At 61.5% G+C, this 23359-nt stretch carries 23 protein-coding genes; 16 read left to right on the forward strand and 7 right to left on the reverse strand.

Annotation, left to right across the window (positions count from 1 at the left end; translation table 11 throughout):
• Positions 1–153 precede the first annotated feature (153 nt).
• Positions 154–1308 carry an acetyltransferase domain-containing protein gene (locus AC1Q6I_RS11335; RefSeq protein WP_102624753.1) on the reverse strand — a complete coding sequence of 385 codons (1155 nt, stop codon included), beginning with the start codon at positions 1306–1308 and terminating at the stop codon, positions 154–156.
• A 163-nt stretch (positions 1309–1471) separates the two neighbouring features.
• Here AC1Q6I_RS11335 and AC1Q6I_RS11340 point away from each other — a divergent pair, with 163 nt between their 5' ends.
• Together AC1Q6I_RS11340 and yfcF are read left to right on the forward strand one after the other, a co-directional pair.
• Positions 1472–2008, forward strand: coding sequence for a DUF924 family protein (locus AC1Q6I_RS11340; RefSeq protein ID WP_102624767.1), 537 nt, complete (start codon positions 1472–1474; stop codon positions 2006–2008).
• Positions 2009–2120: 112 nt separating this feature from the next.
• A complete protein-coding gene (gene yfcF / locus AC1Q6I_RS11345; protein WP_024075969.1) occupies positions 2121–2753 on the forward strand; it encodes a glutathione transferase in 633 nt (210 codons plus the stop codon).
• On the opposite strand, the gene AC1Q6I_RS11350 is transcribed toward yfcF, so the two are convergent.
• A complete protein-coding gene (locus AC1Q6I_RS11350) occupies positions 2728–2994 on the reverse strand; it encodes a hypothetical protein (RefSeq protein WP_024075968.1) in 267 nt (88 codons plus the stop codon). The two genes, yfcF and AC1Q6I_RS11350, sit on opposite strands and share 26 nt — an antisense overlap.
• Positions 2995–3128: 134 nt before the next feature.
• Here AC1Q6I_RS11350 and AC1Q6I_RS11355 point away from each other — a divergent pair, with 134 nt between their 5' ends.
• Positions 3129–3773, forward strand: a complete 645-nt coding sequence (locus tag AC1Q6I_RS11355; RefSeq protein WP_024075967.1) for a hypothetical protein — start codon at positions 3129–3131, stop codon at positions 3771–3773.
• A 36-nt stretch (positions 3774–3809) separates the two neighbouring features.
• The gene (locus tag AC1Q6I_RS11360) at positions 3810–4151 is read left to right on the forward strand and encodes a hypothetical protein (RefSeq protein ID WP_024075966.1); all 342 of its coding nucleotides are present in this window, start codon (positions 3810–3812) and stop codon (positions 4149–4151) included.
• A gap of 67 nt (positions 4152–4218) precedes the next feature.
• On the opposite strand, the gene AC1Q6I_RS11365 is transcribed toward AC1Q6I_RS11360, so the two are convergent.
• Positions 4219–4965 carry a creatininase family protein gene (locus tag AC1Q6I_RS11365; protein ID WP_102624754.1) on the reverse strand — a complete coding sequence of 249 codons (747 nt, stop codon included), beginning with the start codon at positions 4963–4965 and terminating at the stop codon, positions 4219–4221.
• A gap of 29 nt (positions 4966–4994) precedes the next feature.
• Positions 4995–5708 carry a murein L,D-transpeptidase catalytic domain family protein gene (locus tag AC1Q6I_RS11370; RefSeq protein ID WP_024075964.1) on the reverse strand — a complete coding sequence of 238 codons (714 nt, stop codon included), beginning with the start codon at positions 5706–5708 and terminating at the stop codon, positions 4995–4997.
• Between the two features lie 39 nt (positions 5709–5747).
• On the opposite strand from AC1Q6I_RS11370, the gene AC1Q6I_RS11375 reads away from it, so the two are divergent.
• Positions 5748–7352 carry a L,D-transpeptidase family protein gene (locus AC1Q6I_RS11375; protein WP_102624755.1) on the forward strand — a complete coding sequence of 535 codons (1605 nt, stop codon included), beginning with the start codon at positions 5748–5750 and terminating at the stop codon, positions 7350–7352.
• Here the strand turns inward: AC1Q6I_RS11375 and AC1Q6I_RS11380 are convergent.
• A complete protein-coding gene (locus tag AC1Q6I_RS11380) occupies positions 7330–7848 on the reverse strand; it encodes a P-loop nucleotide/nucleoside kinase family protein (protein WP_102624756.1) in 519 nt (172 codons plus the stop codon). The two genes, AC1Q6I_RS11375 and AC1Q6I_RS11380, sit on opposite strands and share 23 nt — an antisense overlap.
• 78 nt (positions 7849–7926) lie before the next feature.
• Here AC1Q6I_RS11380 and dapF point away from each other — a divergent pair, with 78 nt between their 5' ends.
• Both dapF and AC1Q6I_RS11390 read left to right on the forward strand, forming a co-directional pair.
• Positions 7927–8736: a diaminopimelate epimerase gene (dapF, locus tag AC1Q6I_RS11385; protein WP_069076340.1), complete on the forward strand. Its 810-nt coding sequence runs from the start codon at positions 7927–7929 to the stop codon at positions 8734–8736.
• Between the two features lie 113 nt (positions 8737–8849).
• A complete protein-coding gene (locus tag AC1Q6I_RS11390; protein WP_069076341.1) occupies positions 8850–10061 on the forward strand; it encodes a TPM domain-containing protein in 1212 nt (403 codons plus the stop codon).
• A gap of 81 nt (positions 10062–10142) precedes the next feature.
• Here AC1Q6I_RS11390 and AC1Q6I_RS11395 read toward each other — a convergent pair whose 3' ends face one another.
• The gene (locus tag AC1Q6I_RS11395) at positions 10143–10637 is read right to left on the reverse strand and encodes a DUF1543 domain-containing protein (RefSeq protein WP_024075959.1); all 495 of its coding nucleotides are present in this window, start codon (positions 10635–10637) and stop codon (positions 10143–10145) included.
• A 106-nt stretch (positions 10638–10743) separates the two neighbouring features.
• On the opposite strand from AC1Q6I_RS11395, the gene AC1Q6I_RS11400 reads away from it, so the two are divergent.
• Positions 10744–11565: an aldo/keto reductase gene (locus AC1Q6I_RS11400; protein WP_102624757.1), complete on the forward strand. Its 822-nt coding sequence runs from the start codon at positions 10744–10746 to the stop codon at positions 11563–11565.
• Between the two features lie 53 nt (positions 11566–11618).
• Here the strand turns inward: AC1Q6I_RS11400 and AC1Q6I_RS11405 are convergent, their stop codons facing one another.
• A complete protein-coding gene (locus AC1Q6I_RS11405) occupies positions 11619–12134 on the reverse strand; it encodes an Hcp family type VI secretion system effector (protein ID WP_024075957.1) in 516 nt (171 codons plus the stop codon).
• 477 nt (positions 12135–12611) lie between these two features.
• On the opposite strand from AC1Q6I_RS11405, the gene tssA reads away from it, so the two are divergent.
• Genes tssA through AC1Q6I_RS11445 form a run of 8 tightly spaced genes read left to right on the forward strand, consistent with a single transcriptional unit; the run spans position 12612 to position 23337 of the window.
• Positions 12612–14165: a type VI secretion system protein TssA gene (gene tssA / locus AC1Q6I_RS11410; RefSeq protein WP_102624758.1), complete on the forward strand. Its 1554-nt coding sequence runs from the start codon at positions 12612–12614 to the stop codon at positions 14163–14165.
• Between the two features lie 34 nt (positions 14166–14199).
• On the forward strand, positions 14200–14697 hold the full coding sequence (gene tssB, locus AC1Q6I_RS11415) for a type VI secretion system contractile sheath small subunit (RefSeq protein WP_069076343.1): 498 nt from the start codon (positions 14200–14202) through the stop codon (positions 14695–14697).
• 26 nt (positions 14698–14723) lie between these two features.
• The gene (tssC, locus tag AC1Q6I_RS11420; protein WP_102624759.1) at positions 14724–16199 is read left to right on the forward strand and encodes a type VI secretion system contractile sheath large subunit; all 1476 of its coding nucleotides are present in this window, start codon (positions 14724–14726) and stop codon (positions 16197–16199) included.
• Between the two features lie 14 nt (positions 16200–16213).
• Positions 16214–16615 carry a type VI secretion system baseplate subunit TssE gene (gene tssE, locus AC1Q6I_RS11425; protein WP_102624760.1) on the forward strand — a complete coding sequence of 134 codons (402 nt, stop codon included), beginning with the start codon at positions 16214–16216 and terminating at the stop codon, positions 16613–16615.
• A complete protein-coding gene (gene tssF / locus AC1Q6I_RS11430) occupies positions 16605–18392 on the forward strand; it encodes a type VI secretion system baseplate subunit TssF (protein ID WP_102624761.1) in 1788 nt (595 codons plus the stop codon). Before tssE ends, tssF begins: the two co-directional genes overlap by 11 nt.
• On the forward strand, positions 18356–19363 hold the full coding sequence (tssG, locus tag AC1Q6I_RS11435; RefSeq protein ID WP_024075951.1) for a type VI secretion system baseplate subunit TssG: 1008 nt from the start codon (positions 18356–18358) through the stop codon (positions 19361–19363). Before tssF ends, tssG begins: the two co-directional genes overlap by 37 nt.
• A gap of 12 nt (positions 19364–19375) precedes the next feature.
• A complete protein-coding gene (locus AC1Q6I_RS11440; protein WP_102624762.1) occupies positions 19376–21814 on the forward strand; it encodes an AAA family ATPase in 2439 nt (812 codons plus the stop codon).
• Positions 21811–23337: a sigma-54-dependent Fis family transcriptional regulator gene (locus AC1Q6I_RS11445; protein WP_069076346.1), complete on the forward strand. Its 1527-nt coding sequence runs from the start codon at positions 21811–21813 to the stop codon at positions 23335–23337. Before AC1Q6I_RS11440 ends, AC1Q6I_RS11445 begins: the two co-directional genes overlap by 4 nt.
• The last annotated feature ends 22 nt before the right edge of the window (positions 23338–23359 follow it).

The following is a 23359-nucleotide window of genomic DNA, read 5'->3' on the forward strand; positions in this document are numbered from 1 at the left end:
TTTTGTAGGAGCGAGCTTGCTCGCGAAAAACTCACAGGCGCCGCGTTGATTCAGGGAACACGCGTTATCGTTGATGTTTTTCGCGAGCAAGCTCGCTCCTACAAAAGGCCATGTACGCTTAACTGACTGGCATCACATTCAGTCTGTACCAGGTCAGAGGTATTTGAGCCACGCCAGGTCGCGGCGCCGGGCCTTGAGCCTGGCGAACCAGTGCACGGGCGGGTAGAGCGCCAGGGGCAACACCAACGCCATCAGCCACACCGCACCGATACTGTCGAAGCCGAAGTAGTTGCCATGGTTCAAGCCAAACAGCGCCACACAGGCGATATACAGCACTTTCAGCACATAAAGATGCAGCAGATAAAAGAACATCGGCACGCAACCAAACACCGCTAACACGTTGATCCAGCGTCGATGCCCCGCGCGTTCAAACGCCAGCAACAGCAACAGCCCAACCCCCAACGTCAACGCCAGGAACAGCAGCGAAGGTGGGTACTTGGTCACGTTGAAAAAGCTCATCAGCGTCTGCATGCCGCTGTCATACACCTGCCAGGGCTTTTCGCCATAGCCATTGAGCGCACGCAACAGCACGAACCCCGCCAGCGCACCCACACCGCCGAACAGCAAATGGCGCTGGCGCACGGCCGGCAATGCGGTATTGGCAAACCACGGGCCCAGGCCGTAACCCAGGGCAATCACACCGATCCACGGCAGCACCGGGTAGGTCGTGCGCAGGCGCAGGGTGTCGGACACTTCAATCCAACTGCGCTCATGCAGGATCGTCCACGGAACATGCAGCGCCGAGCCTGGATCGAAGTGCAGCCCATCCAGCAGGTTATGCCCGCCGATGATCACCAGCGCCAGCGCGATCAACAGCGGGCGCGGCAACCAGACCAGCACGGCGAGGGCGATCATGCTGATGCCGATCGCCCAGATCACCTGCAGATAGATCACGCTGGGCAGCAGCTGGAAGGTCCAGGCGAAGTTGACCAGGGTAAATTCCAGCACCACCAGGAACAGCCCACGCTTGAACAGGAATGCTGACACATCGCGACGGCCCGTGTATTTCTGACCGTACAACCAGGCGGACAGCCCGGTGAGCAGTACGAACACCGGCGCGCACAGATGGGCGAGGGTGCGGCTCGCGAACAGTGCAGGCTCGGTGCTGTCGAGGCTCATCGGGTCGGTGACCTGGCGGTGCAACAGGAAGGTTTCGCGTACGTGGTCGAGGAGCATGAACAGGATCACCAGGCCGCGCAGGGCGTCGATGGAGAGCAGGCGTTGGCGCAGGGGAACAGTGTCGGTCATAAGCAGAAATCACAGGGCCGGGCGAAAAAAACTGGATGTTATCCTATAACGCAAATGCCTGCGCTGCTGACGGTTAAGGTTTCAGCCACGCAGTCCTTCTGGTTCACTGTGAGGCACACAAGCAAGGGAGAGGCTGAACGTGAGTACTCGCAACAACGCGGTAATCCACACCCCGCAATCCGTCATCGCTTTCTGGCAGCAAGCCGGCCCCAAGCGCTGGTTCGCCAAGGACGCTGCCTTCGATGCCAGCTTTGGCGACACGTTCCGCGCCACTCACCTGCAAGCCGCCCGGCGCGAGCTGGAAGGCTGGCTGGACACAGCGGAGGGCGGCCTGGCCTTGCTGATCCTGCTCGATCAATATCCGCGCAATGCCTTTCGGGGAACCGCGCATATGTTCGCCACCGACCCGTTGGCGCGCCTGTATGCCCAGCGCATCGTCGACACGGGGCTGGATCAATTGATCGAACCCGCGTTGCGCGCGTTCTGCTACTTGCCGTTTGAACACTCGGAAAACCCGCAGGATCAGCAACGCTCCCTGGCCCTGAACCAGGCACTGGATGCCAACACCTATCGCTGGGCCAAGGAGCACGCCGCCATCATCGAGCGGTTCGGGCGCTTTCCCCATCGCAATGACGTGCTGGCCAGGCAGACCACCGACGCGGAGCACGCCTTCCTCAAGGCCGGTGGTTTCGCCGGCTGATCGACGGCCCGTCGCGCTGTTATTCCTCTCGGGAATGCCCCCATAAAAACCCTGCATTGTCTTTATGGCGGCGCATCTCGTAGCGTGGGGGCTCATCCAAGGAGATCGTCCCATGAGCCAAGGTCCGTTGCGTCTTTACGTTGATTCGCTGTTCACCAGCCCCTATGCGATGTCGGTGTTTGTCACCCTGCGCGAAAAAGGCCTGGCCTTCGACATGGTCACCCTCGACCTGGACGCCGGGCACAACCAGGCGGAGGACTTTGCCCAGTTGTCTGTGACCCAACGGGTGCCGACCCTGGTGGAGGGCGACTTTGCCTTGTCGGAATCGTCCGCGATCAGCGAGTACCTGGAGCAGGCTTACCCCGAGACGCCGGTCTACCCGGCTGATCCCAAGCAGCGGGCGAGGGCGCGGCAGGTGCAGGCGTGGTTGCGCAGCGATTTGCTGCCGATTCGCCAGGAGCGTTCGACGCTGGTGGTGTTCTACGGGCAAGCGATGCCGCCGTTGTCAGCGCCGGCCGAAGCCGCCGCGCGCAAGTTGATCGACGCGGCGCAGGTGTTGTTGGCGGGGAACCCGCCGTACTTGTTCGGGGAGTGGTCGATTGCCGACGTAGACCTTGCAGTGATGCTCAACCGCCTGATCCTCAACGGTGACAGCGTACCTGCCGAGTTGGTGGACTATGCCCGGCGCCAGTGGCAGCGCCCCTCGGTGCAAGCCTGGGTCAATCTGCCAAGACCCGTGCTTTAGGCCATTCCTGCGCCACGCGGCGGTCCAACTCTTCCCAATCGGCCATGCCCAGTACCCGCGTGGTGTTCAAGCCGCGCAGGTAACCGCGTAGCTGCTGGGCACTGGCATAGACGTGGTCCGGGTCGGCCATCGGGTCCTGCAGCACCTGTTCATAGTCAACCAGGTAATCGGCGACCCGATCGCGAAACTCCGGCAATACGGCATCGCGGATCCGGTCGAAGGTTTTCTGGTGGGGCTTCATGGCATGGTCCTTATAAATTTTATGTTCAGCACTATCGGTTCAGATGATAGTCACCATCGAAGATCGCAAGTTCTGTTTTTTCATGAAAAGCGGAAAATCATCCCCATCGACACGCCGTTCAAGGAAATCGCGCGATGAGGACGTTTATCCAGCTGGCTATGATGACCCTGATGCTGGGGGTTGTGGGCATGACCACCCCGGCAATTGCCGATGACCTGCGTAGCAGCCATTTGCTACCTATCGACGCTAGCGTAGACTCTCTGCGCCGCACGCAGTCGGTTGGGGTGCTGTACAGCGAAAATACGCTCGACAACCTCAACTACCTTGAGCGCTACCATACGATGGCCATGAACGGTGCCAAGGGCAGCCTTGATGCACGTATCCGCGAGGCGTTCGTTAACAGCTCCGACCCTGAACTGGCGATCGACTGGTTGATGAACTCGCTGCAAGGTACCTTCCTGTCGGTGACGTTTTACGACAGCCTGGATGCCTTGGTGCAGGCTCATCCTGATGTCGTGGTGATGCTCGATACCCATAACCAGTTGCTGACCCAGCAAAACGACCAGGTCGAGGCGCGGTTTATTGCGCGGTTCTATGATGCGAACCTGCAATACATCGCCAAGGCCGAAGGTTCGGTGCACAAGCAAGTGCCGTCGGTGTGGGTGCATGACAAGGCCGCGCCGGAGATTGCGGCGCAGATCGAGCAGCAGCGAGATGTGCAACAAGATGCCTTGAAGCAGTTTGATGCATCGCTCAAGGCGCTGGTCCAAGCAGGTTGATGTAAATTTTTCCTTTTCTATTTTTCAGGATTTTGTATGCGCTCTTTTTTTGTACCGGTTCTGGCTGTCGCTTCTTTGTTGCTGGCCGGTTGTGTCTCCGCGCCGAATTCGCCGAGCTTGACCCTGCAAACCGCCAAAACCCCCGAAGGCTATGTGCAATGCGTATTGCCCAAGCTTGAAAAGCACGACATCACCTCGACCGTGACGCAGAACTCGCGCCACGCCAAGGTGGTGCTGACCAGCAAGATCGCCGCCGATGATGTGCTGGAAGCCTACAAGTCCCAGGACAGCACCAAGGTGTTCCTGTATGAGCGCAAGCCGTTGGCGTCGACCATCACCCCTTCGCGCCTCGAACTGGCCGCCAAGGAATGCCAGTAATCACTGATCACGCAAGACCTTGCGTGGGAGGGGGTTGCCCCCTCCCGCAGTCTGATTGATGTAACGCCTAGGGTTTTGCTTCGTGGCTGAAGCTGTCGACCGTCTTGACCAGCCCTTGAGCCGCCAACGCCACCAATTCTGCGCCTTTCTCCACCGTCGCCAGGGCCGGGTCGGAACCCATGCGCCCGTCGGGGAAGCGGGCGCGGAAGTCCAGGGCTTCACGGATCGGCCCGGTATTGGCGATCTGCGGCGAATACGTGGCAGTCTTGATCGACTCCGGATAAGCCCACTGCGTCACCGCAATTTCCGACGGCGTGGCATGGCTGCCATGACCTACCGGGAACTGCCGATGGGCCAGGTCGTTGACGCCTTCCAGGTCCCACCAGTTCACCAGCTTCAGCGCGAACCCGGCCGGGCGGCGGGCGTAGCTGGCTTCGGCGTACAGCTCGGAAAAGGCCGCTTCAATCGTGGCGATATTGCCGCCGTGGCCGTTGAGGAACAGGATCTTCTCGAAACCATGCCCGGCCAGCGAGCGCACCCAGTCGCCAATCGCGGCAATAAAGGTGGAAGGGCGCAGAGAGATGGTGCCGGGGAAGCCCAGGTGGTGCTGGGCCATGCCGATATTGAAGGTCGGGCCGATCAGGATGTCGGCGTTCTCTTGCGCTTGATGGGCGATGATCTCCGGGCACATCCAGTCGGTGCCGAGCAGGCCCGTGGGGCCGTGCTGCTCGTTGGAGCCGATGGGGATCACTACCGTGCGACTGCGCTCCAGGAACTGCTCGATCTCGATCCAGGTGGACTTATGTAGCAGCATGCGACGCTCTCTTTTATCGGTGGGACAGGTTAGCCGCCACGGATTGTACGACTACTTGCCACCTGTTGGGGTTTACAGTTGAGGTACGTCGAGGACTTCAACCAGCGCTGGTCGGGGTACCACGAGAACATGAACTGCCCGTCCTTGAGTTTATCCACGACCTGGCGTGCTACCTGCGGGCGCACTGCCGGGCACCCCTGGCTGCGGCCGATACGGCCTTCGCGCTTGCTCCACAGTGGGCTTACGTAGTCGGCGGCATGAATCACCAGCGCGCGGTCGCGGGCCTGGTCATTGAAGCCCGGCTCCAGGCCATCCATGCGCAGCGAGTAGCCATGGGTGCCCAGGTAACTTTCCTGGGTGCGGAACAGCCCCAGGCTGGACTGGTGGCTGCCCTCGCGATTGGAAAATTGGGTGGCGAAGTTTTCCCCGGACTTCGCGCCATGGGCCACCAGGTCGCGCAGCACCAGGGTTTTCTTGCGCAAGTCGAAGATCCACAGCCGACGGGCGGTCGAAGGTTGGGAATAGTCAATCACAGCCAGGCGCTCGGAACGTTCCTCGCCATTATTGATCGCGCACTGCACGGCGCTCAGGGCGCTTTTCAGTACTGTGGGATTGAGTTCTGGAGCCGAGCGCGCCAGGCTGTTATACAAGGAAGGAGGGTTGCCATTGGCGGCGAGCGCAACACTGCTCAACATTGCCAGGCTCACAGTGATAAGGCCGAGACGGCACATAAAAGTCAGCATCTACAGTACATCCCCCCGCTGTGGATTGGAGCAAAGCCATTGTTCAAAAAACACGCATATTACGTGAGCATTTGCTTGCTCGTTGCACCATTGGTCGCGACAGCCGACGCGCTGATGGTGGATTCATTGCCAGTGACGGCGCCCAGTCCGGTCAACTCGGCCCCCATACAGCAGGCCCTTGCGCAGTTGCCTGGGGTCTGCCCCGAACTTGCCCCCCGGATCGACGCCGCCTTGCAATCGCGCCTGCAGGCGTTCTACCAGCAGCAGGGTGATGTACCGCTGTGGTCCGCCGACGAACGCCGCCAGGCCCTGCAATCTCAGTTGCTGATGCTGGCCGATGACGGCCTGGACCCCACCCACTATAGCCTGCCCCCGGCGAATGCCACGGCGAACCTGCTGTGCAACGATATCGACACCAGCCGCCAGTACCTGCAAGCCTTGCAAGACCTGCACTACGGGCGCCTGCAACAATCGCGCTTCGAACCGCTGTGGCATGCCCAGCCTCCCGCCCGTGACCCCAACACCGAAGTGCTGGGGTTTGCCGCCACCGGCCTGCAGGATATGGCCCAGGCGTTTGACCAGGCCCGTCCCAGCGCCGACTTGTATCGCAGCCTGCGCAATGTTTACTCCACGGCGCGCCAACAACCGTTGCCGCACTGGGAAGCGGTCGCCAGCGGCCCGTTGCTGCGCCCCGGCATGGAAGACCCACGGGTTCCAGAATTGGCGCGGCGCTTATACAGCGGCGGCTACCTGGCCCAGGCTCCCGCCGGCAACGGCAGGCAATACCGGGATGAACTGGTCACGGCCGTCAAAGCCTTCCAGCTCAGCCACTCCTTGCAATCCGATGGCGTTATTGGCGCGGGCACCGTGGCCGAACTCAATATCAGCCCAGCGATTCGTCGCGAACAATTGCGCATCAACCTGGAGCGCTTTCGCTGGCTGAGCCAGGACCTGGAACCCGAGGGCGTGCTGGTCAACGTGGCCGCCGCACAACTGAGCGTTTACCAGAGCGGCATTCCCGTGTGGCAAACCCGCCTGCAAGTCGGGCGTGCCGAGCGCCAGACACCGCTGCTCAAATCGCGCATCACCCGGCTGACCCTCAACCCCACTTGGACCATCCCGCCGACCATCATGCGTGAGGACAAACTCCCGGCGATTCGGCTCAACCCCGAGTACCTGCGCCAGCAGAACCTGCAAGTGCTCGACGCCGAAGGCCACCCGCTGGCCCCCGAACAGATCGACTGGGCACGCCCCGGCAACATCCTGCTGCGCCAGGAAGCCGGCCCGCGCAACCCGTTGGGCAAGATCGTGATGCGCTTCCCCAACCCGTATTCGGTGTACCTGCACGACACCCCCAGCCAGCCACTGTTCACCAAAGGCCCGCGCGCGTTCAGCTCCGGTTGCGTGCGGGTCGAGCAACCGCTGCTGCTGCGCGACCTGCTGGTGACGCCGGCGGAACGTGCTCGCACCGATGAATTGCTGGCCACGGGTGTGACCCATGAATTCCGACTGGCCACGCCGGTGCCGGTGTTACTGGGCTACTGGACGGTGGAAGTGGATCGCCAGGGCGGGCTGGTGTATGCGCCGGATATCTACGGGCGCGATCTGGTGTTGATGAAGGCTATGGGTTCCCAAGCCCTGTAGACGCGAGGCGCGCAATCACCAGGGTGACGGCCTGGTTCACCGTCAGCAGCGCCGTGTCGAGGGTCCATGGCGCTTCATCCCAAGCCTCATACTCATGGTCCAGGACCGACTGCCAGGTGGGCGGAACCAGGCCGGCGATGTCGCCTGCGCGGGTTTCCACGCGGCGTTGATGGACCTGTGGGTCAGAGCAGATCACCTGGATGTCGAACACGTCCACGCTAGCCTGCCTGGCCACGTTCGCCCATGCAGATCGGCTTTCCCGGACCGGATTCACGCAATCGGCTATCACCGTATGACCCAGTTGCAGATGACTCAGCGCCAGCGCATTGGCCACCCCATAGCCGCTCGTGCCCACATCTGCCGCCAGCACGCCGGCATTGCGAATCGCCTGCTCGATCACGTCGATGCGCAGGTAAACCGCGCGAGTCTGGCGCGCGAGTTCACGGGCGATGGTGGTCTTTCCGGTTCCGGGAAGGCCGCTGAAGACGATAAGCATGGTTCGGTCTCGATAAGTCTGGAGGGCCGGTTCAGGGTATCCTCCTGTTCACCCACCGGTCGACCCTAGGAGCCCAGCATGACCTTGCCGTTCGTGAAAATGCATGCTCATGGCGATGATTTCATCATCATCGACCGCCGTGGCCAGGACGACCCGATCACCGCGCAGGTTGCCCGCTGCCTGGGCAATCGCCACACCGGTATCGGTTTCAATCAACTGGCCGTGGTGCTCGACTGCGCCGATGCCGCTGCGCGTATCAAGTTCTGGAACCCCAATGGCACGCCCCTGGAGGCCTGTGGCAGTGCCACTCGGGGGGTGGCCGACCGCTTGATGCAGGAAACCGGCACCGATTCGATCGTATTGCGCACTGAGCGCGGGTTGCTGACGTGCGTGCGGGTGGCGGGGCAGCGGGTGTCGGTCAATATGGGCGCGCCATCGCTGGACTGGGCCGCAGTGCCGCTCGCCGAGCCGCTGGATACCCGAACCTTGCCGATCAAAGGCAGCCCGGCCGCGTGCAGCATGGGGAATCCACACTGCACGTTCTTTGTCGAGGATATCGCTGCCGTCGACGTCGAAGCGCTGGGCCCCGCCCTGGAAGTTCACCCGTTATTCCCGGCCAGGACCAATGTTCATTTTGTCCAGGTACTGGATCGCCGCCATATCCGCTTGCGCATCTGGGAGCGGGGCGGCGGCGTACCGCTGGGGTCCGGGTCGTGCTGCTGCGGGGCGGTGGTAAATGGTATCCGCCGTGGTTTGCTGGACGATACGGTTGAAGTGCACTGCGACGGCGGCACGCTCACCGTGCAGTGGGACGGGCAGGGTGGCGTGCTGTTGACCGGGCGTGTGGAGCCGATCATGCAAGGCACGGTGTACGCGATTCCGGTGTAGGCGTGCCGAGTACCGACAGGTTCATTTGGGGCCTCAACGCCATGGGCTGCACCCGGTCTAGCGCCGATAGGGTAAAGTCGGCAGCCCAAGGAAGACACTTCAGGTAACAAAACATGATGCTGTGGTTGCGGCGATCCGCCTTGAGTCTGCTGGCCCTGCTGGCTGTCACCCTGTTGATCAGCACCGCCCAGGCCGACACGGCACCTGCGAGCCCGATCAAGGTCGCGCTGGACCAGCGCGTGATCGACCTCACCAATACCCTCGATGCGACGGCCATCCGCCGCCTGACCGACCAGCTCGCGGCCCTCGAACAACGCAAGGGCGCGCAGATAGCCGTGTTGCTGGTACCCAGCACCGGCCGCGACAGCCTCGAAGACTTCACCAACCAACTGTTCCGCGCCTGGAAGCTGGGGCGCAAGGACGTCAACGACGGCATCCTGTTGCTGGTGGCCAAGGACGATCGCAAGGTGCGCATCGAAGTGGGGTATGGCCTGGAAGGTACCGTCACCGACCTGTTGGCCCACCGCATCATCGAAGAACACATCACTCCGGCGTTTCGCCAGGGCGACTACGCGGGGGGTATCCAACAGGGTGTGGACGACCTCAGCGTGCTGGTCGAGGGTGGCGACCTGCCGAAGGTGGCCAGCCCGGGGCTGCCGCCTCCGGCAATCGCGGTATTGCTGGCGTTCATCGTGGGCGCCATCGGCGGCGTGTTGATCAGCGCCGGCAAGCTGCCCTGGCGCCGGGCGCTGGTGGTCGCGGTCGCGGTGACGGTGCTGCTGGCGGTGTTCGCCGGTGGTCAGGATTGGCCGGTGTACCTACTGTTGTTACCGCTGACCCTGCTGATCGGCGGTGCCACATTCGGTGCATTGTGGATGGCGCGCACGGTGTTTTATGGCGTGCTGGGCCTGCTGGCCTACATTGCCGGGCTGGTAGTGACGGATCGTTACGTGGATGTCGATTTCATCCACTGGCTGGCGTTTCCCCTGGGCGCATTGGTGGTGCTGGGGATGTACCTGATCCTGTTTGTCATCATGAAAGATGCCTGGAAACGCAGCCGCGTGGGATGTGTTGCGCGAGCGCTGGCGGCGGTGGCGGTGTACGTGGTGGCGGGCGTGCTGTTCGAGCGCGGGCGTGATGGCTGGCTGTTTGCGATCCCGATTGCCTCATTCGTGGCGCTGTTTATCTTTGGCAAGGCCAGCGTTGGGTCGGGATCGAGCTCGGGCAGCGGTTCCGGTTCGAGCGCCAGCAGCTCAAGTTCCAGCAGCAGTTCGTCGGGAGGTGGCGGTTCCAGCGGCGGCGGCGGGGCGTCCGGCAGTTGGTGATCGCGAGTCGCGTAGCCCATCGACCTTGGGTGAGAGCTCCGGTAGTTGCAGTGCACGTCCTTAGGTGAGCCAGCACGGCGATCAGGGCAGCACGATATAGTCGTTCTGCTGCACGATTGGCCGGTGCGGCCCCTGCACAAGGTGGACATAGCGGCCGTCCACCAGGTCGATGGGGAGGCAGTCATCGATATCCAATACCCCGTCGGTGTGAGCCTGGGACCAGTGGCGCAGCATCTGTCGCTGACCCTTGGCTTTGGCTGCCTGTTTGTTGGGCGCGACCACCAGCAGGTAGTGATGGGCTTCGCCAAAGCTGTGGGCTTCATAGCCGCCCAGGTTGATGAAATACAGATGTTGCGCCCCGGCCTGGGGTGCCAGGGGGCTGAGCTCGACTGTCCAGCCATCGACACCCTCCACGGCCATCCAGGCATCGATATGCACACCCTTGGGGCTGCCAAACCAGGCGTCGCGCAATTGCGGGTAAGTGCCTTCCAACGTATCCGCCACGGCGAATACCACATCATGGACTTCGATCCGGGCGCGTGGGTGCTTGCCCCCGAGCATCACGACAAACAGCATTGCAGGTCCTTCCTGGCAGCTTGGCAAAGGGCAACCATACTTCGATTGAACCCTTTTGTCCGGCCAATGCCACACTGTTAACCCGCGAACTCATCATGAGATTGTCATGCGAACCATTGATCTGGCCGGCGTTCCCGTCCCTGTCATCGGCCAGGGAACCTGGCGCATGGGCGAGAACCCCGACCAGCGCCGCGCCGAAGTCGCTGCGTTGCAACTGGGGATCGACGAGGGCATGACCCTGATCGATACCGCCGAAATGTACGGCGAAGGGGGGGCCGAGGAGGTGGTCGGCGAGGCCATTCGCGGCAAGCGTGACCAGGTGTTCCTGGTGAGCAAGGTCTACCCCCATAACGCCAGCCACAAGGGTGTCCCCCGTGCTTGCGAGGCCAGCCTCCGGCGCTTGGGGACTGATTACATCGATCTGTATCTGCTGCATTGGCGCGGCCAGTATCCCCTTGAAGAAACGGTCGAGGCCTTCGAGCGGCTGCGAGAAGCCGGCAAAATCGGCCGCTGGGGTGTGTCCAATTTCGATGTCGCCGACCTGCAGGAACTTGCTTCCCCGGCCTGTGCCACCAACCAGGTGCTCTACAACATTGAAGAGCGCGGTATCGAATTCGACTTGCTGCCATGGTGGCAACAGCATCACTTGCCATTGATGGCTTATTGTCCGATTGCCCAGGGGGGTGGGCTGCTATCCAGCCAGACGCTCAAGCACATCGCTCACCTTCATGAGGTCACGCCTGCCCAGGTGGCCTTGGCGTGGGTGTTGCGCCAGGAGGGGGTAATTGCCATCCCCAAGGCCGTGACGCCCGAACACGTGCGCCTTAACGCCAGCGCCGCGAACCTGGTGCTGGATGAACACGATCTGGAGGCCATCGACCGGGTGTTCGGCGCGCCCAAGCGCAAGCACCCCCTGGCGATGGTCTGAGTGTCGCGCAGAAACGGCGCCGTCCCTGGCAGCCGTTTGCGCATCAGGCCGGGTCAGCCGGCCGCCGGGCTGCGCCAGTCGTCCGAGCCGGATGTACCGGAGACCTCATGGGTCCAAGTGATCTTGCGATAGCTGAAGTAGACGTCTTCGAGGTGGGTGAAATGCGCGTTGTCCGGGTCCTGGCAATTGGGCATGCGCGACTGGATGTCGACGATGGTCGCCCCTTCGAGTTCGATGGTGAAGTAGTGCTCCTGCGTGCCTGCCGCTGAGGTCCGCAGCCACTCCAGTCGGCACTTGACCTCTTCGCCGCTGGTGAGGGCGCTGAAGAGCAATGGCGATGACTTGTCGAAGACCTTGCTGATCATCAACGGTTTATGCACCCTCTGCCCCGTCGGTTGGCCCGATTGCGGGTCGCGGGGAATGATTACCTGGTGAGCAAACGCCTGCACGAGAATCTGGTCCTCATGACCTTCCTGGTAAATGCCACCTACCGAGTCCTGGGTAAAAGTGCCTGCCGTTATCAAACCTTGCTTGACACCGGTAATAGAAAGATACGCGGGTGTTGGCATGTCGGGTTTCCTTGCCTTATTGATAGGGAGTTCCATTCGGCGACGGGCCGGATGGGCACAACCCCTATAACAAGAAGCGTGCCTGAAAGTTGGAACTCCAATGAAATAAGGGGTTCGATGTTGCGTGCGCTTGTATTTTATAAGTTGCGGGGAGGCGGGGGCGATATTAACGGCTGGTATTTGCGCTTAAGTGCGCAATTAGTTGCTTGTTCTGTTTGGGCCGCTCTAATCAATGAAGTGCGAGCAGTCAGGGTGTTTTGCAACGGATTAAACTGCGCAAATTGCTGCGCAGGCCAGGTTTTATGGTGATTGTAGGAAATTCCTTAAGTAGGCGCATGTTGCTTGCTGAATGTTTTTTGCGTGACTAATGTTCGCTCGCTTCGTCACGTTTTTCACGAAGCTTCATGGCTTACTGGTGCGCAGCCAATACGCAGTTAGTTTGCCGGTCCTATCTTGGATAATCGTGCGCGGTTAAAAATGATTTACTCAGACACGCTTTGCGCTTATTACCTTGAGGTCGCCCGAACGCCATGTTCAGATGCAAGTTATGCCGGCAGTGAAGTGCGCTTCTCCAGCGAATATGAAGCCCTTGAAACCGAGCTGGCCAAGGCCCAATCGATCCACGGCGGCAGCCAGCCAGACTGGCAGCTCGTCAGGGTCATCAGCGAAGGCGTGCTGCGTCAGCATTCCAAGGATTTGCGGGTCGCGGCATGGTTGACCTGGGCGTTGTACCAGCGTGAATCTTTTCCTGGTTTGCTGGCAGGCCTGGGCCTGTTGCGTCATCTTTGCGAACAGCATTGGGCGGCTGTCCACCCCGCCAAGATGCGTACCCGTGGCGCAGCTTTCGGCTGGCTGGTGCTGCGCCTTGAGCCCCTGTTTGCGCAAACCCTTGCAATCGCGGATCAGCAACCACTGTTCCAAGCCATCCTTGAACACCTTTCCAGCCTGGATGAATGCTGGAGCGCATGCCTGGGAAGCGACGCGCCACTCCTTCTGCCGATTCGCAGGCAATTATCAGAGCGCCTGGCGCGCACGGCGCAATGCGGTCCCGAGCCGGCCGGTGTGACGGCGGTCGTTGCACAGGTCAAGCAGGCAGCGACTCAATTGCTCAAGCCGGAAGCTGCAATCGATAACGAAAAAGACGCACATAAGCGACTTCGCACCCTGCAGGACCAGGCTCGCCCATTGTGTACCTGGTGGCTGCGCCAGGACGCTACAGACCTGCGCGCATTGCGCCTGGGCCGTACGCTGGCCTGGCTGCCCCTGGTCAGTTACCCCGACGCCGACAGTGCAGGGATCACCAGCCTGCGTGGCCCCACATCCGACAAGCTCAACCGTTACCAGGAGCGTTTTGTCCAAGGTCATTACGCCGATCTGGTGCTTGAGCTTGAAGCGAGCCTGGCCAGTGCGATGTTCTGGTTCGACGGTTTGCGCATGCAGTGGGAGTGCCTCGAGGCGCTGCAGGCTCATCTGGCGATGTCCGAGGTGGAAGTCAGCCTCGCCCTGTTGTTGCAACGCCTGCCGAACCTCCTCGGGTTCTGCTTTCACGACGGCGTTCCGTTTGCGGATGCTGCGACTCGCGACTGGATTGCGCTGCAGGTGAATCGCCATTTGCAAAGAACCTCACCCTCGCAGATATCGATCGATGCCGACGCCGAGCCGTGGGAGAGGGCGTTGCAGGACGTCATGCCACGCTTGCGCAAGGACGGGCTCAAGGCCGCCGTCGGGGAACTCAGGCAGGGCCTGCATGCCGCACGCGGCGAGCGAGCGCGCTTCCATTGGCGTTTGGCCCAGGCCCGGTTGTGTGTACTGGCCGGCAAGTACGAGCTGGCGAGAATCCAGCTTGAACAGTTGGATCATGAACTGCAGCAGGCGGGGCTGGACCGTTGGGAGCCTGGCCTGGCGCTGCAGGTGGCGCAGTTGCTGTATCGCTGCTGCGACCTGTTGCCACAAAGCCATGCCGTGCGGGAGCGCAAGGAAGACACCCATCGCAGGTTGTGCCACTTCGACCTGGAAGCGGTACTTGAATAGGCTTTCGAGCCGCTCGAAAAAAAGGAGATAGACCATGGCCAAAGAAGGTTCGGTAGCACCCAAGGAACGCATCAACATCACCTTCAAACCTGCCGTTGGAGACGCACAGGAAGAAGTTGAACTGCCGTTGAAGTTATTGGTGCTGGGGGATTTCACCCAGCGTGAGGACTTGCGCAAGCTGGAAGACCGCAAGCCGATCAGTATCGACAAGAACACCCTGGACGAGGTGCTGGCCAAGCAAGCGCTGGAGTTGACGCTCAGCGTGCCCAATCGCCTCCAGGACGCGCCCGACGTTGAAGAGCTGGGCATACAGGTGCGGATCAATTCGATGCAGGACTTCAACCCCGCAAGCCTGGTGGAGCAGATTCCCGAACTGAAAAAGCTGATGACGCTGCGTGAAGCGTTGATGGCATTGAAGGGGCCACTGGGGAATACGCCGAGCTTTCGCAAGGCCATCGAGCAAGCCCTGGCCAATGATGAATCCCGTGCACGGGTATTGGCCGAGTTGGGGCTGGGCAGTTCCACCGTATGACTTTTTCAGGAAAAGGACACTGAACGATGAGCGCACAACATAAACCGCTGGCCACATCAACGGATGACAACGGCGGCATCCTTGACAACATTATTGCCCAGACGCTGCTGACGGTTGACGACGAGGCGTATGGCATCGCCAAGCGCGGGGTCTCGGCGTTTATCGAAGAGCTGGTCAAACCGCACAACAGCGGTGAGCCGGTCAAGAAACGCCTGGTCGATCGGATGATCGCCGAAATCGATGCCAAGCTCAGCCAGCAGATGGACGAAATTCTCCACCACCCGGATTTCCAGGCGCTTGAAGCCGCGTGGAAGGGCCTGCAGTTGCTGGTCGATCGCACTAATTTTCGCGAGAACATCAAGATCGAACTGCTGAATGTCGCGCGGCAGGACCTGTTGGATGATTTTGAAGACTCGCCGGAAATCAACCAGTCCGGGCTCTATAAACACATCTACAGTGCCGAATACGGTCAGTTTGGCGGCCAGCCGGTAGGCGCCATCATTGCCAACTACTTCCTCTCGCCCAGCGCGCCGGATGTCAAGCTGATGCAGTACGTTTCCAGCGTGGCCTGCATGGCCCATGCGCCGTTTATCGCGGCTGCCGGGCCGGGGTTCTTTGGCTTGGAAAGCTTTACCGGGCTGCCCGACCTGAAGGATCTCAAGGATCATTTCGAAGGCCCCCAGTTTGCCAAGTGGCAGAGCTTTCGCCAGAGCGAGGATGCCCGCTACATCGGCCTTACCGTGCCACGGTTCCTGCTGCGCACCCCCTACGACCCGTCGGAGTGCCCGGTCAAGACCTTTGCCTACCAGGAAAACGTGGTCAACAGCCACGAACACTATCTGTGGGGCAATACTGCCTACACGTTCGCCACGCGCCTGACCGATAGCTTCGCCCGGTTTCGCTGGTGCCCGAACATTATCGGTCCGCAAAGCGGTGGCATGGTGGAGGACCTGCCGTTGCACCACTTCCACAGCATGGGCGAAATCGAAACCAAGATTCCTACCGAGGTGCTGGTTTCCGATCGTCGCGAATATGAGCTGGCCGAGGAAGGCTTTATTGCCCTGACCATGCGCAAGGGCAGCGACAATGCCGCGTTCTTCTCCGCCAGTTCCGTGCAGAAACCCAAGTACTTCGGCACCAGCGCCGAGGGCAGGGAGGCCGAGCTGAACTACCGCCTGGGTACCCAGTTGCCGTACATGATGGTGGTCAACCGGCTGGCCCATTACCTCAAGGTGCTGCAGCGCGAGCAACTGGGCTCGTGGAAGGAGCGCACCGACCTTGAGCTGGAGCTCAACAAGTGGATTCGCCAATACGTGGCGGACCAGGAAAACCCCAGCGCCGAAGTGCGCGGCCGGCGTCCGCTGCGAGCCGCCCGTATTGTCGTCAGTGACGTCGACGGGGAGCCAGGCTGGTACCGCGTCAACCTCAGTGTGCGACCTCACTTCAAGTACATGGGGGCGGATTTCACCTTGTCCCTGGTCGGCAAGCTCGACAAAGAATGAGCAGGCACCAGGGGATGACACATTACTGCAGCCTATTCGAGCGCCTTGACGGCCAGGCACCTGCCCAGGCGAACAGCGTGGCGTCCATCGCGACGCACCTGGGCAAGATGCTCAGCACGCGTGCGGGCAGTGTCCAGACATTGCACGACTACGGCTTGCCGGATCTCAATGACCTGCGCCTGAGCCTGCACGAATCATTGAGCCGATCGCGCCTGTCGATCGAACGGTTTATCCAGGCCTATGAGCCGCGTTTGGCGAACGTGCGCGTAAGGCTATTGCCCCGCAACCGCGATCCCCTGGTCCTGGCATTTGCCATCGAGGCCACACTGCTCGCCAATGGAATCAGGCAACCGGTGGTGTTCAGTGCGCTTCTGGGTGATGGTGGGCAGGTCGAGGTTGCGCCGGATGACCTTTAATCGTTATTACCAAAGCGAACTCAGTGCCTTGCGTCAGCTGGGGCGACGTTTCGCCGAGCGCAATCCAGCCCTGGCACCGTTTCTCGCAGAGGCCGGCCAGGACCCGGACGTGGAGCGTTTGCTCGAAGGCTTTGCGTTTCTCACCGGCCGCCTGCGGCAGAAACTGGATGACGAATTACCCGAACTGACCCATTCGTTGATGCAGTTGTTGTGGCCCAACTACATGCGGCCTCTGCCATCGTTCAGCATCTTGCAGTTCGATCCGTTGAAACGGGCAGGGCCTGCTGTCCGGGTGGCGCGCGACACCGCAGTGGAAAGCGCGGCCATCAATGGCGAGCGCTGTCGCTTTCGGACCTGCTACAGCACCCAGGTCATGGCGCTGCAACTGAGCGCCGTGACGTATGTCTTCCAGGGTGAGCGAGCCCTGTTGGACCTGCGGTTGGACATGAGCGCCCCGGGGAATTTCAGTGAGTTGGTGTTCGACACGTTGCGGTTGCACCTGGCCGGGGATCGCCACGTCAGCCAGGGGTTGTACCTGGGCCTGCTGCGTCATCTCGACGGCATCGAGTTGTTGCTTCTCGGTGATGACGGCCAGCCCGTCAACGGGACCGATGGGCAGGCAATGTCGCTGCGGCTGTGTGCCAGCCAGGTACGCCCGGTGGGGTTCTGCGAAGAACAGGCGTTGATTCCTTACCCGGTAAATACCTTCCGTGGTTATCGCCTGCTGCAGGAGTATTTTGCCTTCCCTGACAAGTACCTGTTCGTGGATGTCGGCGGTTTGGATCGGTTGCATGGGGTGCCCCAGGCACTGCTCAAACGGGTGCGTGGCATGGTGATGCGTTTTGAACTGCGCACCCAGGGGCATGAGCCGCAACGCCCCAGCCTGGACAACGTGAAGCTCTATTGCACCCCCATCGTCAATCTGTTCAACCATGATGCCGTGCCCGTTCGCCTGGACGGCAAGCAGGATGAGTACCTGCTGGTGCCTGGGGAATATACCCGGGGCAACGCCGCGGTGTTTTCCGTGGACAGCGTGACGGGATGGCGCCCGGGTGGCCTGGGTTATCGGCATTACGTACCGTTCGAGTCCTTTGAACACGACACCGCCACCCCAGCCTCGAACATGGCCCCCAGCTACAGCCTTCGCCAGCGTGCATCGGCACAGCATGCCGGTCTCGACACCTGGATCGCGTTTGAGCGTGACCAGGGGCACGAACAGGAAACACTGTCGATCGAGTTGACCTGCACCAATCAGAACCTGCCGCTGCAGCTACAGGTGGGGCAGGTCAACCAGCCCTGCGAGCAGACCCCGGAATTTCTGGCGTTTCGAAATATCACCGTGCCGACCACGAGTCTTGCTCCGCCCCTGGACCAGGACTTCCTGTGGCGACTGATCAGCAACCTGTCGCTCAACTACCTGTCGTTGACCGATATCAATGCCCTGAAAGTCATCCTCGAAACCTACGACCTGCCGCGTTATCACAGCCGCCAGGCGCAGAAGATCAGTGCAAAGCGGTTGGGAGCGCTGCGCGGCATCCGGCACGAAGCCGTCGACCGATTGCTCAATGGCCTGCCGATTCGCGGTGTGCGGGTGGACCTGTCGATCGATACCCAAGGCTTCCTCGGCCAGGGCGAAACCTTTGTATTCGCTTCGGTGCTCAACGAGTTTTTTGCGCTGTACGCCAGCTTGAATTCGTATCACGAATTGCGAGTGATCAGCACACAAGGAGATGTGTACCTATGGCCACCCCGCATGGGCGAGCAGCCCCTGCTTTAACCGAACTGTCCCGTTTCATCCGCGAGTACTCGCTGTTCCAGGCGGTGTTACAGGTGATCGAGCGCTTGCGTGATGCCCATCCACTGCTGGATGAGGACGCGTTGTATGACCAATTGGAATTCCAGGCCAATCCAGGCTTGGGCTTTCCCGGACACGACATCGATCGAGTGGAGTTTTTTGTGGAGTACGGTCAATTGCGCGCGCGGCTTCGCCTCAATGTCCTCGGACTATGTGGCGCGGGGTCACCACTGCCCGCGTTCTACGCGGAGCAGGCGTACGCAGAGGTGTCAGGCGGTAACGCCACCCGGGATTTCCTGGACGTGTTTCACCACCGCCTGCAACGGCTGATGCTGCCGATCTGGCGCAAATATCGTTATCGAGCCTGCTTCCGACGGGGCGCCAGTGATGCGTTCTCGGCGCAGATGTTTGCCTTGATCGGACTGGGAGGCCAGGACATTCGTCGGGCGGCAGCGCTGGACTGCAAACGGCTGCTGCCTTACCTGGGGCTGCTGAGCCTGCGCGCGCATTCGGCGGCAATGATTGAGACTGTGATGCGCCATTACTTCAAGCACCGCCGGTTGTTCATCGAACAGTGGGTTGAACGCAGCGTGTCAATCAACGGACAGCAGCGCAATCGGCTGGGGGCGGCCAACCACACGCTCGGCCAGGACCTGGTGCTGGGGAGTCGGGTCACCGATTGCAGCGGCAAGTTCACCGTGCATCTGCTCGGGCTCGACTGGCAACGATTTCACCAGTTCCTGCCGACCGGGGAGGACTTGCGCCCCTTATGTGCACTGCTGCGCTTAACCGCGCGCGCACCGCTGGAATATGACGTGCGCCTGGTGCTCGCTGAAGGGGAGATCCGCGCGCTGCATATCGGCGAGCGCAATGTGTGTCGCCTGGGATGGACCAGTTGGCTGGGGCATGAGCGGGCGGATGGTGTGGTCACGCTGGCTGGCAATGCGCATTAAGGACTGATGATTATGATGAATGTAGACCTGCAACAATTGATACGGACATTGGCGGCGCAAACCCGCAGCGACCTGGAACGCTCGGCTGAACGTTGTATCGCCCGGGGCGGTCGCGAAGTGCTGGTGGAGGACCTGCTGCTGGCGCTGCTGGAGCACGCCGATGGCGTGTTGGCCAAGGCGCTGGCAGAGGCCAACGTAGCGCTGCACGAACTGCAGGCGACGCTGCAGCCAAAGACCGCGCAGTGTGCAACCCACAACCCGGTGTTCGCCCAGGCTTTGGTGCAGTGGTTGCAACAGGCGTTGATGGTTGCGCACCTTGAACTGGGGCGACATGACGTTGACCAAGGTGCCCTGTTGCTCGCGCTGCTACGTCATCCCCTGGAGCACGCCGGCAGCGGTTATCAAGGTATTTTGAGCCGTTTGGACGCTGATCGCGTACGTGACTTCTTATTGAGCCAGGGCGCACAAGTCCAGGCAGTGGTGGCTGAATCATGGTTGCAGCGTTTTACCCAGGACCTGACGCGCCAGGCCCGTGAAGGCTTGATCGACCCTGTCATCTGCCGGGAGGGTGAAATCCGGCAATTGATCGACATCCTCGTGCGTCGACGCAAGAACAACCCGATCCTGGTCGGAGAAGCCGGGGTCGGGAAAACGGCGATTGTCGAAGGCTTCGCCCTGCAAGTGGTCGCATCGCAGGTACCGCCAGCCCTCCAGGATGTGCGCGTGCTGACCCTTGATATGGGGCTGCTGCAAGCGGGGGCTGGTATCAAGGGCGAATTCGAGCGCCGCCTCAAGGGGGTGATCGACGAAGTCAACGCCTCGCCCCAGGCCGTGATCCTGTTTATCGACGAGGCTCATATGCTGGTGGGGGCCGCGGGGCCGGGTGGTGCGTCGGATGCCGCCAACCTGCTCAAGCCTGCGTTGGCCCGCGGTCAACTGCGGACCATCGCCGCCACCACCTGGTCGGAGTACAAGCAATACATCGAAAAGGACCCCGCATTGGCGCGGCGTTTTCAACCGGTACGGGTGGGCGAACCGAGTGTCGAGGCCGCGGTATCGATCCTGCGTGGACTGGTGCCGGTCTATGAGGCCAGCCATGACGTGTACGTGCGCGATGATGCGGTTGTCGCGGCAGCGCACATGAGCGCGCGGTATTTGGCCGGGCGCCAGCTACCGGATAAAGCGGTGGATGTGCTGGATACGGCGTGCGCAAGGGCTCGCACGTGCTTGTCGGCGCGGCCCGAAGCCTTGCAATGCCTTGTCGCCGAGCTTGCCGAAGGGACGCGGCAACACCTGGCGCTGCGCAGGGATGCCGAGGTCGGGCTGCCGGTCGATGAGGTGGCCCTGCAAGCCTTGAGCCTGCGACTGGATGCCCTGGAGCAGGAGCGCCAGGCCCTGGAGCAGTGCTGGGTTGAACAGCGCGAGCAGCCGACGGCAAGCCCGACGGTGTGCCCGCGCCTGGTGGCCCAGGTCATCAGTGCGTGGACCGGGATTCCCGTCGAGCAAGTGGCCCTTGAACCCAGCGAAAAAGTCCTGGGGTTCGCCGATGCCTTGCGAGCACGCATTCTGGGACAGGAGCCGGTCGTGCAGGCGCTTGATCGCAGCCTGCGGGCCGTAGCTGCCGGCCTCAACGAACCCGATGCGCCGGTAGGTGTATTCCTGCTGGCCGGCCCCAGCGGTGTGGGCAAGACCGAAACCGCGCTGGCGCTGGCCGACCTGCTGTACGGAGGCCAGCGGTTCGTCACCCTCATCAATATGTCGGAGTATCAGGAAAAACACTCACTGTCTCGATTGATCGGTGCACCTCCGGGTTACGTGGGCTACGGCGAAGGCGGTGTCCTGACCGAAGCGGTGCGGCAACGCCCTTATTCGGTGGTGTTGCTCGACGAGGTCGAGAAGGCAGACCCGGAGGTGTTGAACCTGTTCTACCAAGTCTTCGACAAGGGCTTGGCCAATGATGGCGAAGGGCGGGAGATCGATTTCCGTAATACGTTGATCCTGATGACCTCCAATCTCGGCAGCGACTGCATCAGTGAGGCGTGCGCCGACGGCCTGCGCCCGGACATCGAGGTATTGCAAGCCGCGATCCTCCCCGCGCTGCGGGCATACTTCAAACCGGCGTTGCTGGCCCGGATGCGGGTGGTGCCCTATTACCCGGTGACGGGTGAGGTGCTCAATGACGTGGCACGCCTCAAGCTTGCGCGCCTTGGCCAGCGATTACAGCAACGCCAGTTGGCGTTTACCCACACGCCCGAGCTGGTGGCGCACATGGTCCGGCTCTGCACACACGGTGACAGCGGAGCGCGCGCGATCGATCAGTGGATCGAGTCGGACCTGCTGCCGCAGATCGCTGATCGGCTGCTGACTGCAACGGTGGGCCATGCAGGTCTGTCACGGGTTCATGCACGGCTGGATAGCAGCGGTCGGCCAGTCTGCGAGTTCGGCCAATGATGAAAAGCCTGTTTACCCCATTACCCCATCCCCTGACCTATGCCGAGACCTTGCTCGGCTGGTTCTGCCGACTGGGCCATGAACACGACGAAACCACGCTGGCGGACTTGTGCGTGACCGGCGCTGCGCAACTGAGCCAGTGTGAACTCAGCCAGCTGTACCTGTTCGATGAGCCGGCGGGCAGGCTTGAGCTGATCGCCCAGCATCTCCACGGGGCACTGCCGCCGGGCGACCCAGCGTCGGGCCCTGGCTCCCAGCATGAACCTCTGTTGCACTACGTGCTGACCCAAGGGCAGCCCCTTACCCTGGATGACCTGAGCCAGTGCGTGCATGACACCGGGTTCCTGCCGGCAGTGGCGCAGCCTTGGCATTGCCTGTCCTGCATACCGCTGCTGGGGCGCAGCAAAACCATCATGGGGGTATTGCTGTGCGCCAGCCCGCGCCCAGCCCAATTGCAAGGTTATGTTGCCTCGCTGGCGCGCCTTGGCGGCTTCGCGCTGGCGCAATTGAGCCTGTTGCGACGGATGCAGCCCGCATCGGAGGTCACCCGGCTCAAATCGAGAGCGCCCGCCACTCGTGTGTACGGCTTGATCGGCAACAGTGTCGCGATGAACGAGACCTGCCGCTTGATCGGTAAGGTCCTGCACACGCCGTACACCGTGTTGCTGCGTGGCGAGACCGGTACCGGCAAGGAAGTGGTGGCGCGGGCCATCCACGCCGCCGGGCCGCGCAGCGCTAAAGCGTTCGTGGTGCAGAACTGCGCCGCGTTTCCGGAAGGCCTGTTGGAGAGCGAGCTGTTCGGCTACCGCAAGGGCGCATTTACCGGGGCCCAGCGCGACCACGTCGGGTTATTTGATGCAGCCCATGGCGGCACGCTGCTGTTGGATGAAATCGGTGACATGCCGCTCTCACTGCAGGCCAAGTTGCTGCGCGTTTTGCAGGAAGGAGAAGTGCGTCCGCTGGGGGCCAATGCTTCCCATAAGGTCGATGTCCGCATCATCGCGGCGACTCACCGTGACCTGCTTGCCATGGTGGCCCAGGGGACCTTCCGCGAAGACCTGTATTACCGGCTGGCGCAGTTTCCCATCGAGTTGCCGGCGCTGCGTGAGCGCGACGGCGACGCGCTGCAACTGGCGCGTCATTTCGCCGACGAGGCCTGTATGGCACTCGGTCGGCCAGCTGTTGGCTGGTCAAGCGCGGCCCTGGATCAACTGACGAGTCATGGCTTCCCCGGCAATGTCCGCGAACTCAAGTGCCTGGTGGAGCGCGCGGTGCTGCTGTGTGATGACGGTGTGATCCTGCCGCTGCACCTGGCGCTGTCGCCGCGAACGGAGGCCGCTGTAGAGACCACATTACGCCAGCGCCTGGAGAGGGTGGAGCGCATGGTCCTGATCGATTGCCTGCAGAAGAACCGTGGTAATCGAACACGCACCGCCCGTGAGCTGGGCGTCGCTCGCCGCACGCTGCTCTACCGGCTTGCCCGCTTGAATATTCCTGTTGGTGAAGCCAAGGGGGAGTGCTGAATGCCTTGTGTCTATGGGAGAT

The sequence above is a fragment of the Pseudomonas sp. MPR-R2A5 genome (assembly GCF_058793055.1).

Bases quoted from the DNA above. Each gene is read 5' to 3' on its own strand.
- AC1Q6I_RS11335 (WP_102624753.1), bottom strand. From the start codon at position 1,308: ATGACCGACACTGTTCCCCTGCGCCAACGCCTGCTCTCCATCGACGCC.
- yfcF (WP_024075969.1), top strand. From the start codon at position 2,121: ATGAGCCAAGGTCCGTTGCGTCTTTACGTTGATTCGCTGTTCACCAGC.
- AC1Q6I_RS11350 (WP_024075968.1), bottom strand. From the start codon at position 2,994: ATGAAGCCCCACCAGAAAACCTTCGACCGGATCCGCGATGCCGTATTG.
- AC1Q6I_RS11355 (WP_024075967.1), top strand. From the start codon at position 3,129: ATGAGGACGTTTATCCAGCTGGCTATGATGACCCTGATGCTGGGGGTT.
- AC1Q6I_RS11360 (WP_024075966.1), top strand. From the start codon at position 3,810: ATGCGCTCTTTTTTTGTACCGGTTCTGGCTGTCGCTTCTTTGTTGCTG.
- AC1Q6I_RS11365 (WP_102624754.1), bottom strand. From the start codon at position 4,965: ATGCTGCTACATAAGTCCACCTGGATCGAGATCGAGCAGTTCCTGGAG.
- AC1Q6I_RS11370 (WP_024075964.1), bottom strand. From the start codon at position 5,708: ATGCTGACTTTTATGTGCCGTCTCGGCCTTATCACTGTGAGCCTGGCA.
- AC1Q6I_RS11380 (WP_102624756.1), bottom strand. From the start codon at position 7,848: ATGCTTATCGTCTTCAGCGGCCTTCCCGGAACCGGAAAGACCACCATC.
- dapF (WP_069076340.1), top strand. From the start codon at position 7,927: ATGACCTTGCCGTTCGTGAAAATGCATGCTCATGGCGATGATTTCATC.
- AC1Q6I_RS11390 (WP_069076341.1), top strand. From the start codon at position 8,850: ATGATGCTGTGGTTGCGGCGATCCGCCTTGAGTCTGCTGGCCCTGCTG.
- AC1Q6I_RS11395 (WP_024075959.1), bottom strand. From the start codon at position 10,637: ATGCTGTTTGTCGTGATGCTCGGGGGCAAGCACCCACGCGCCCGGATC.
- AC1Q6I_RS11400 (WP_102624757.1), top strand. From the start codon at position 10,744: ATGCGAACCATTGATCTGGCCGGCGTTCCCGTCCCTGTCATCGGCCAG.
- AC1Q6I_RS11405 (WP_024075957.1), bottom strand. From the start codon at position 12,134: ATGCCAACACCCGCGTATCTTTCTATTACCGGTGTCAAGCAAGGTTTG.
- tssA (WP_102624758.1), top strand. From the start codon at position 12,612: ATGATTTACTCAGACACGCTTTGCGCTTATTACCTTGAGGTCGCCCGA.
- tssB (WP_069076343.1), top strand. From the start codon at position 14,200: ATGGCCAAAGAAGGTTCGGTAGCACCCAAGGAACGCATCAACATCACC.
- tssC (WP_102624759.1), top strand. From the start codon at position 14,724: ATGAGCGCACAACATAAACCGCTGGCCACATCAACGGATGACAACGGC.
- tssE (WP_102624760.1), top strand. From the start codon at position 16,214: ATGACACATTACTGCAGCCTATTCGAGCGCCTTGACGGCCAGGCACCT.
- tssF (WP_102624761.1), top strand. From the start codon at position 16,605: ATGACCTTTAATCGTTATTACCAAAGCGAACTCAGTGCCTTGCGTCAG.
- tssG (WP_024075951.1), top strand. From the start codon at position 18,356: ATGGCCACCCCGCATGGGCGAGCAGCCCCTGCTTTAACCGAACTGTCC.
- AC1Q6I_RS11440 (WP_102624762.1), top strand. From the start codon at position 19,376: ATGATGAATGTAGACCTGCAACAATTGATACGGACATTGGCGGCGCAA.
- AC1Q6I_RS11445 (WP_069076346.1), top strand. From the start codon at position 21,811: ATGATGAAAAGCCTGTTTACCCCATTACCCCATCCCCTGACCTATGCC.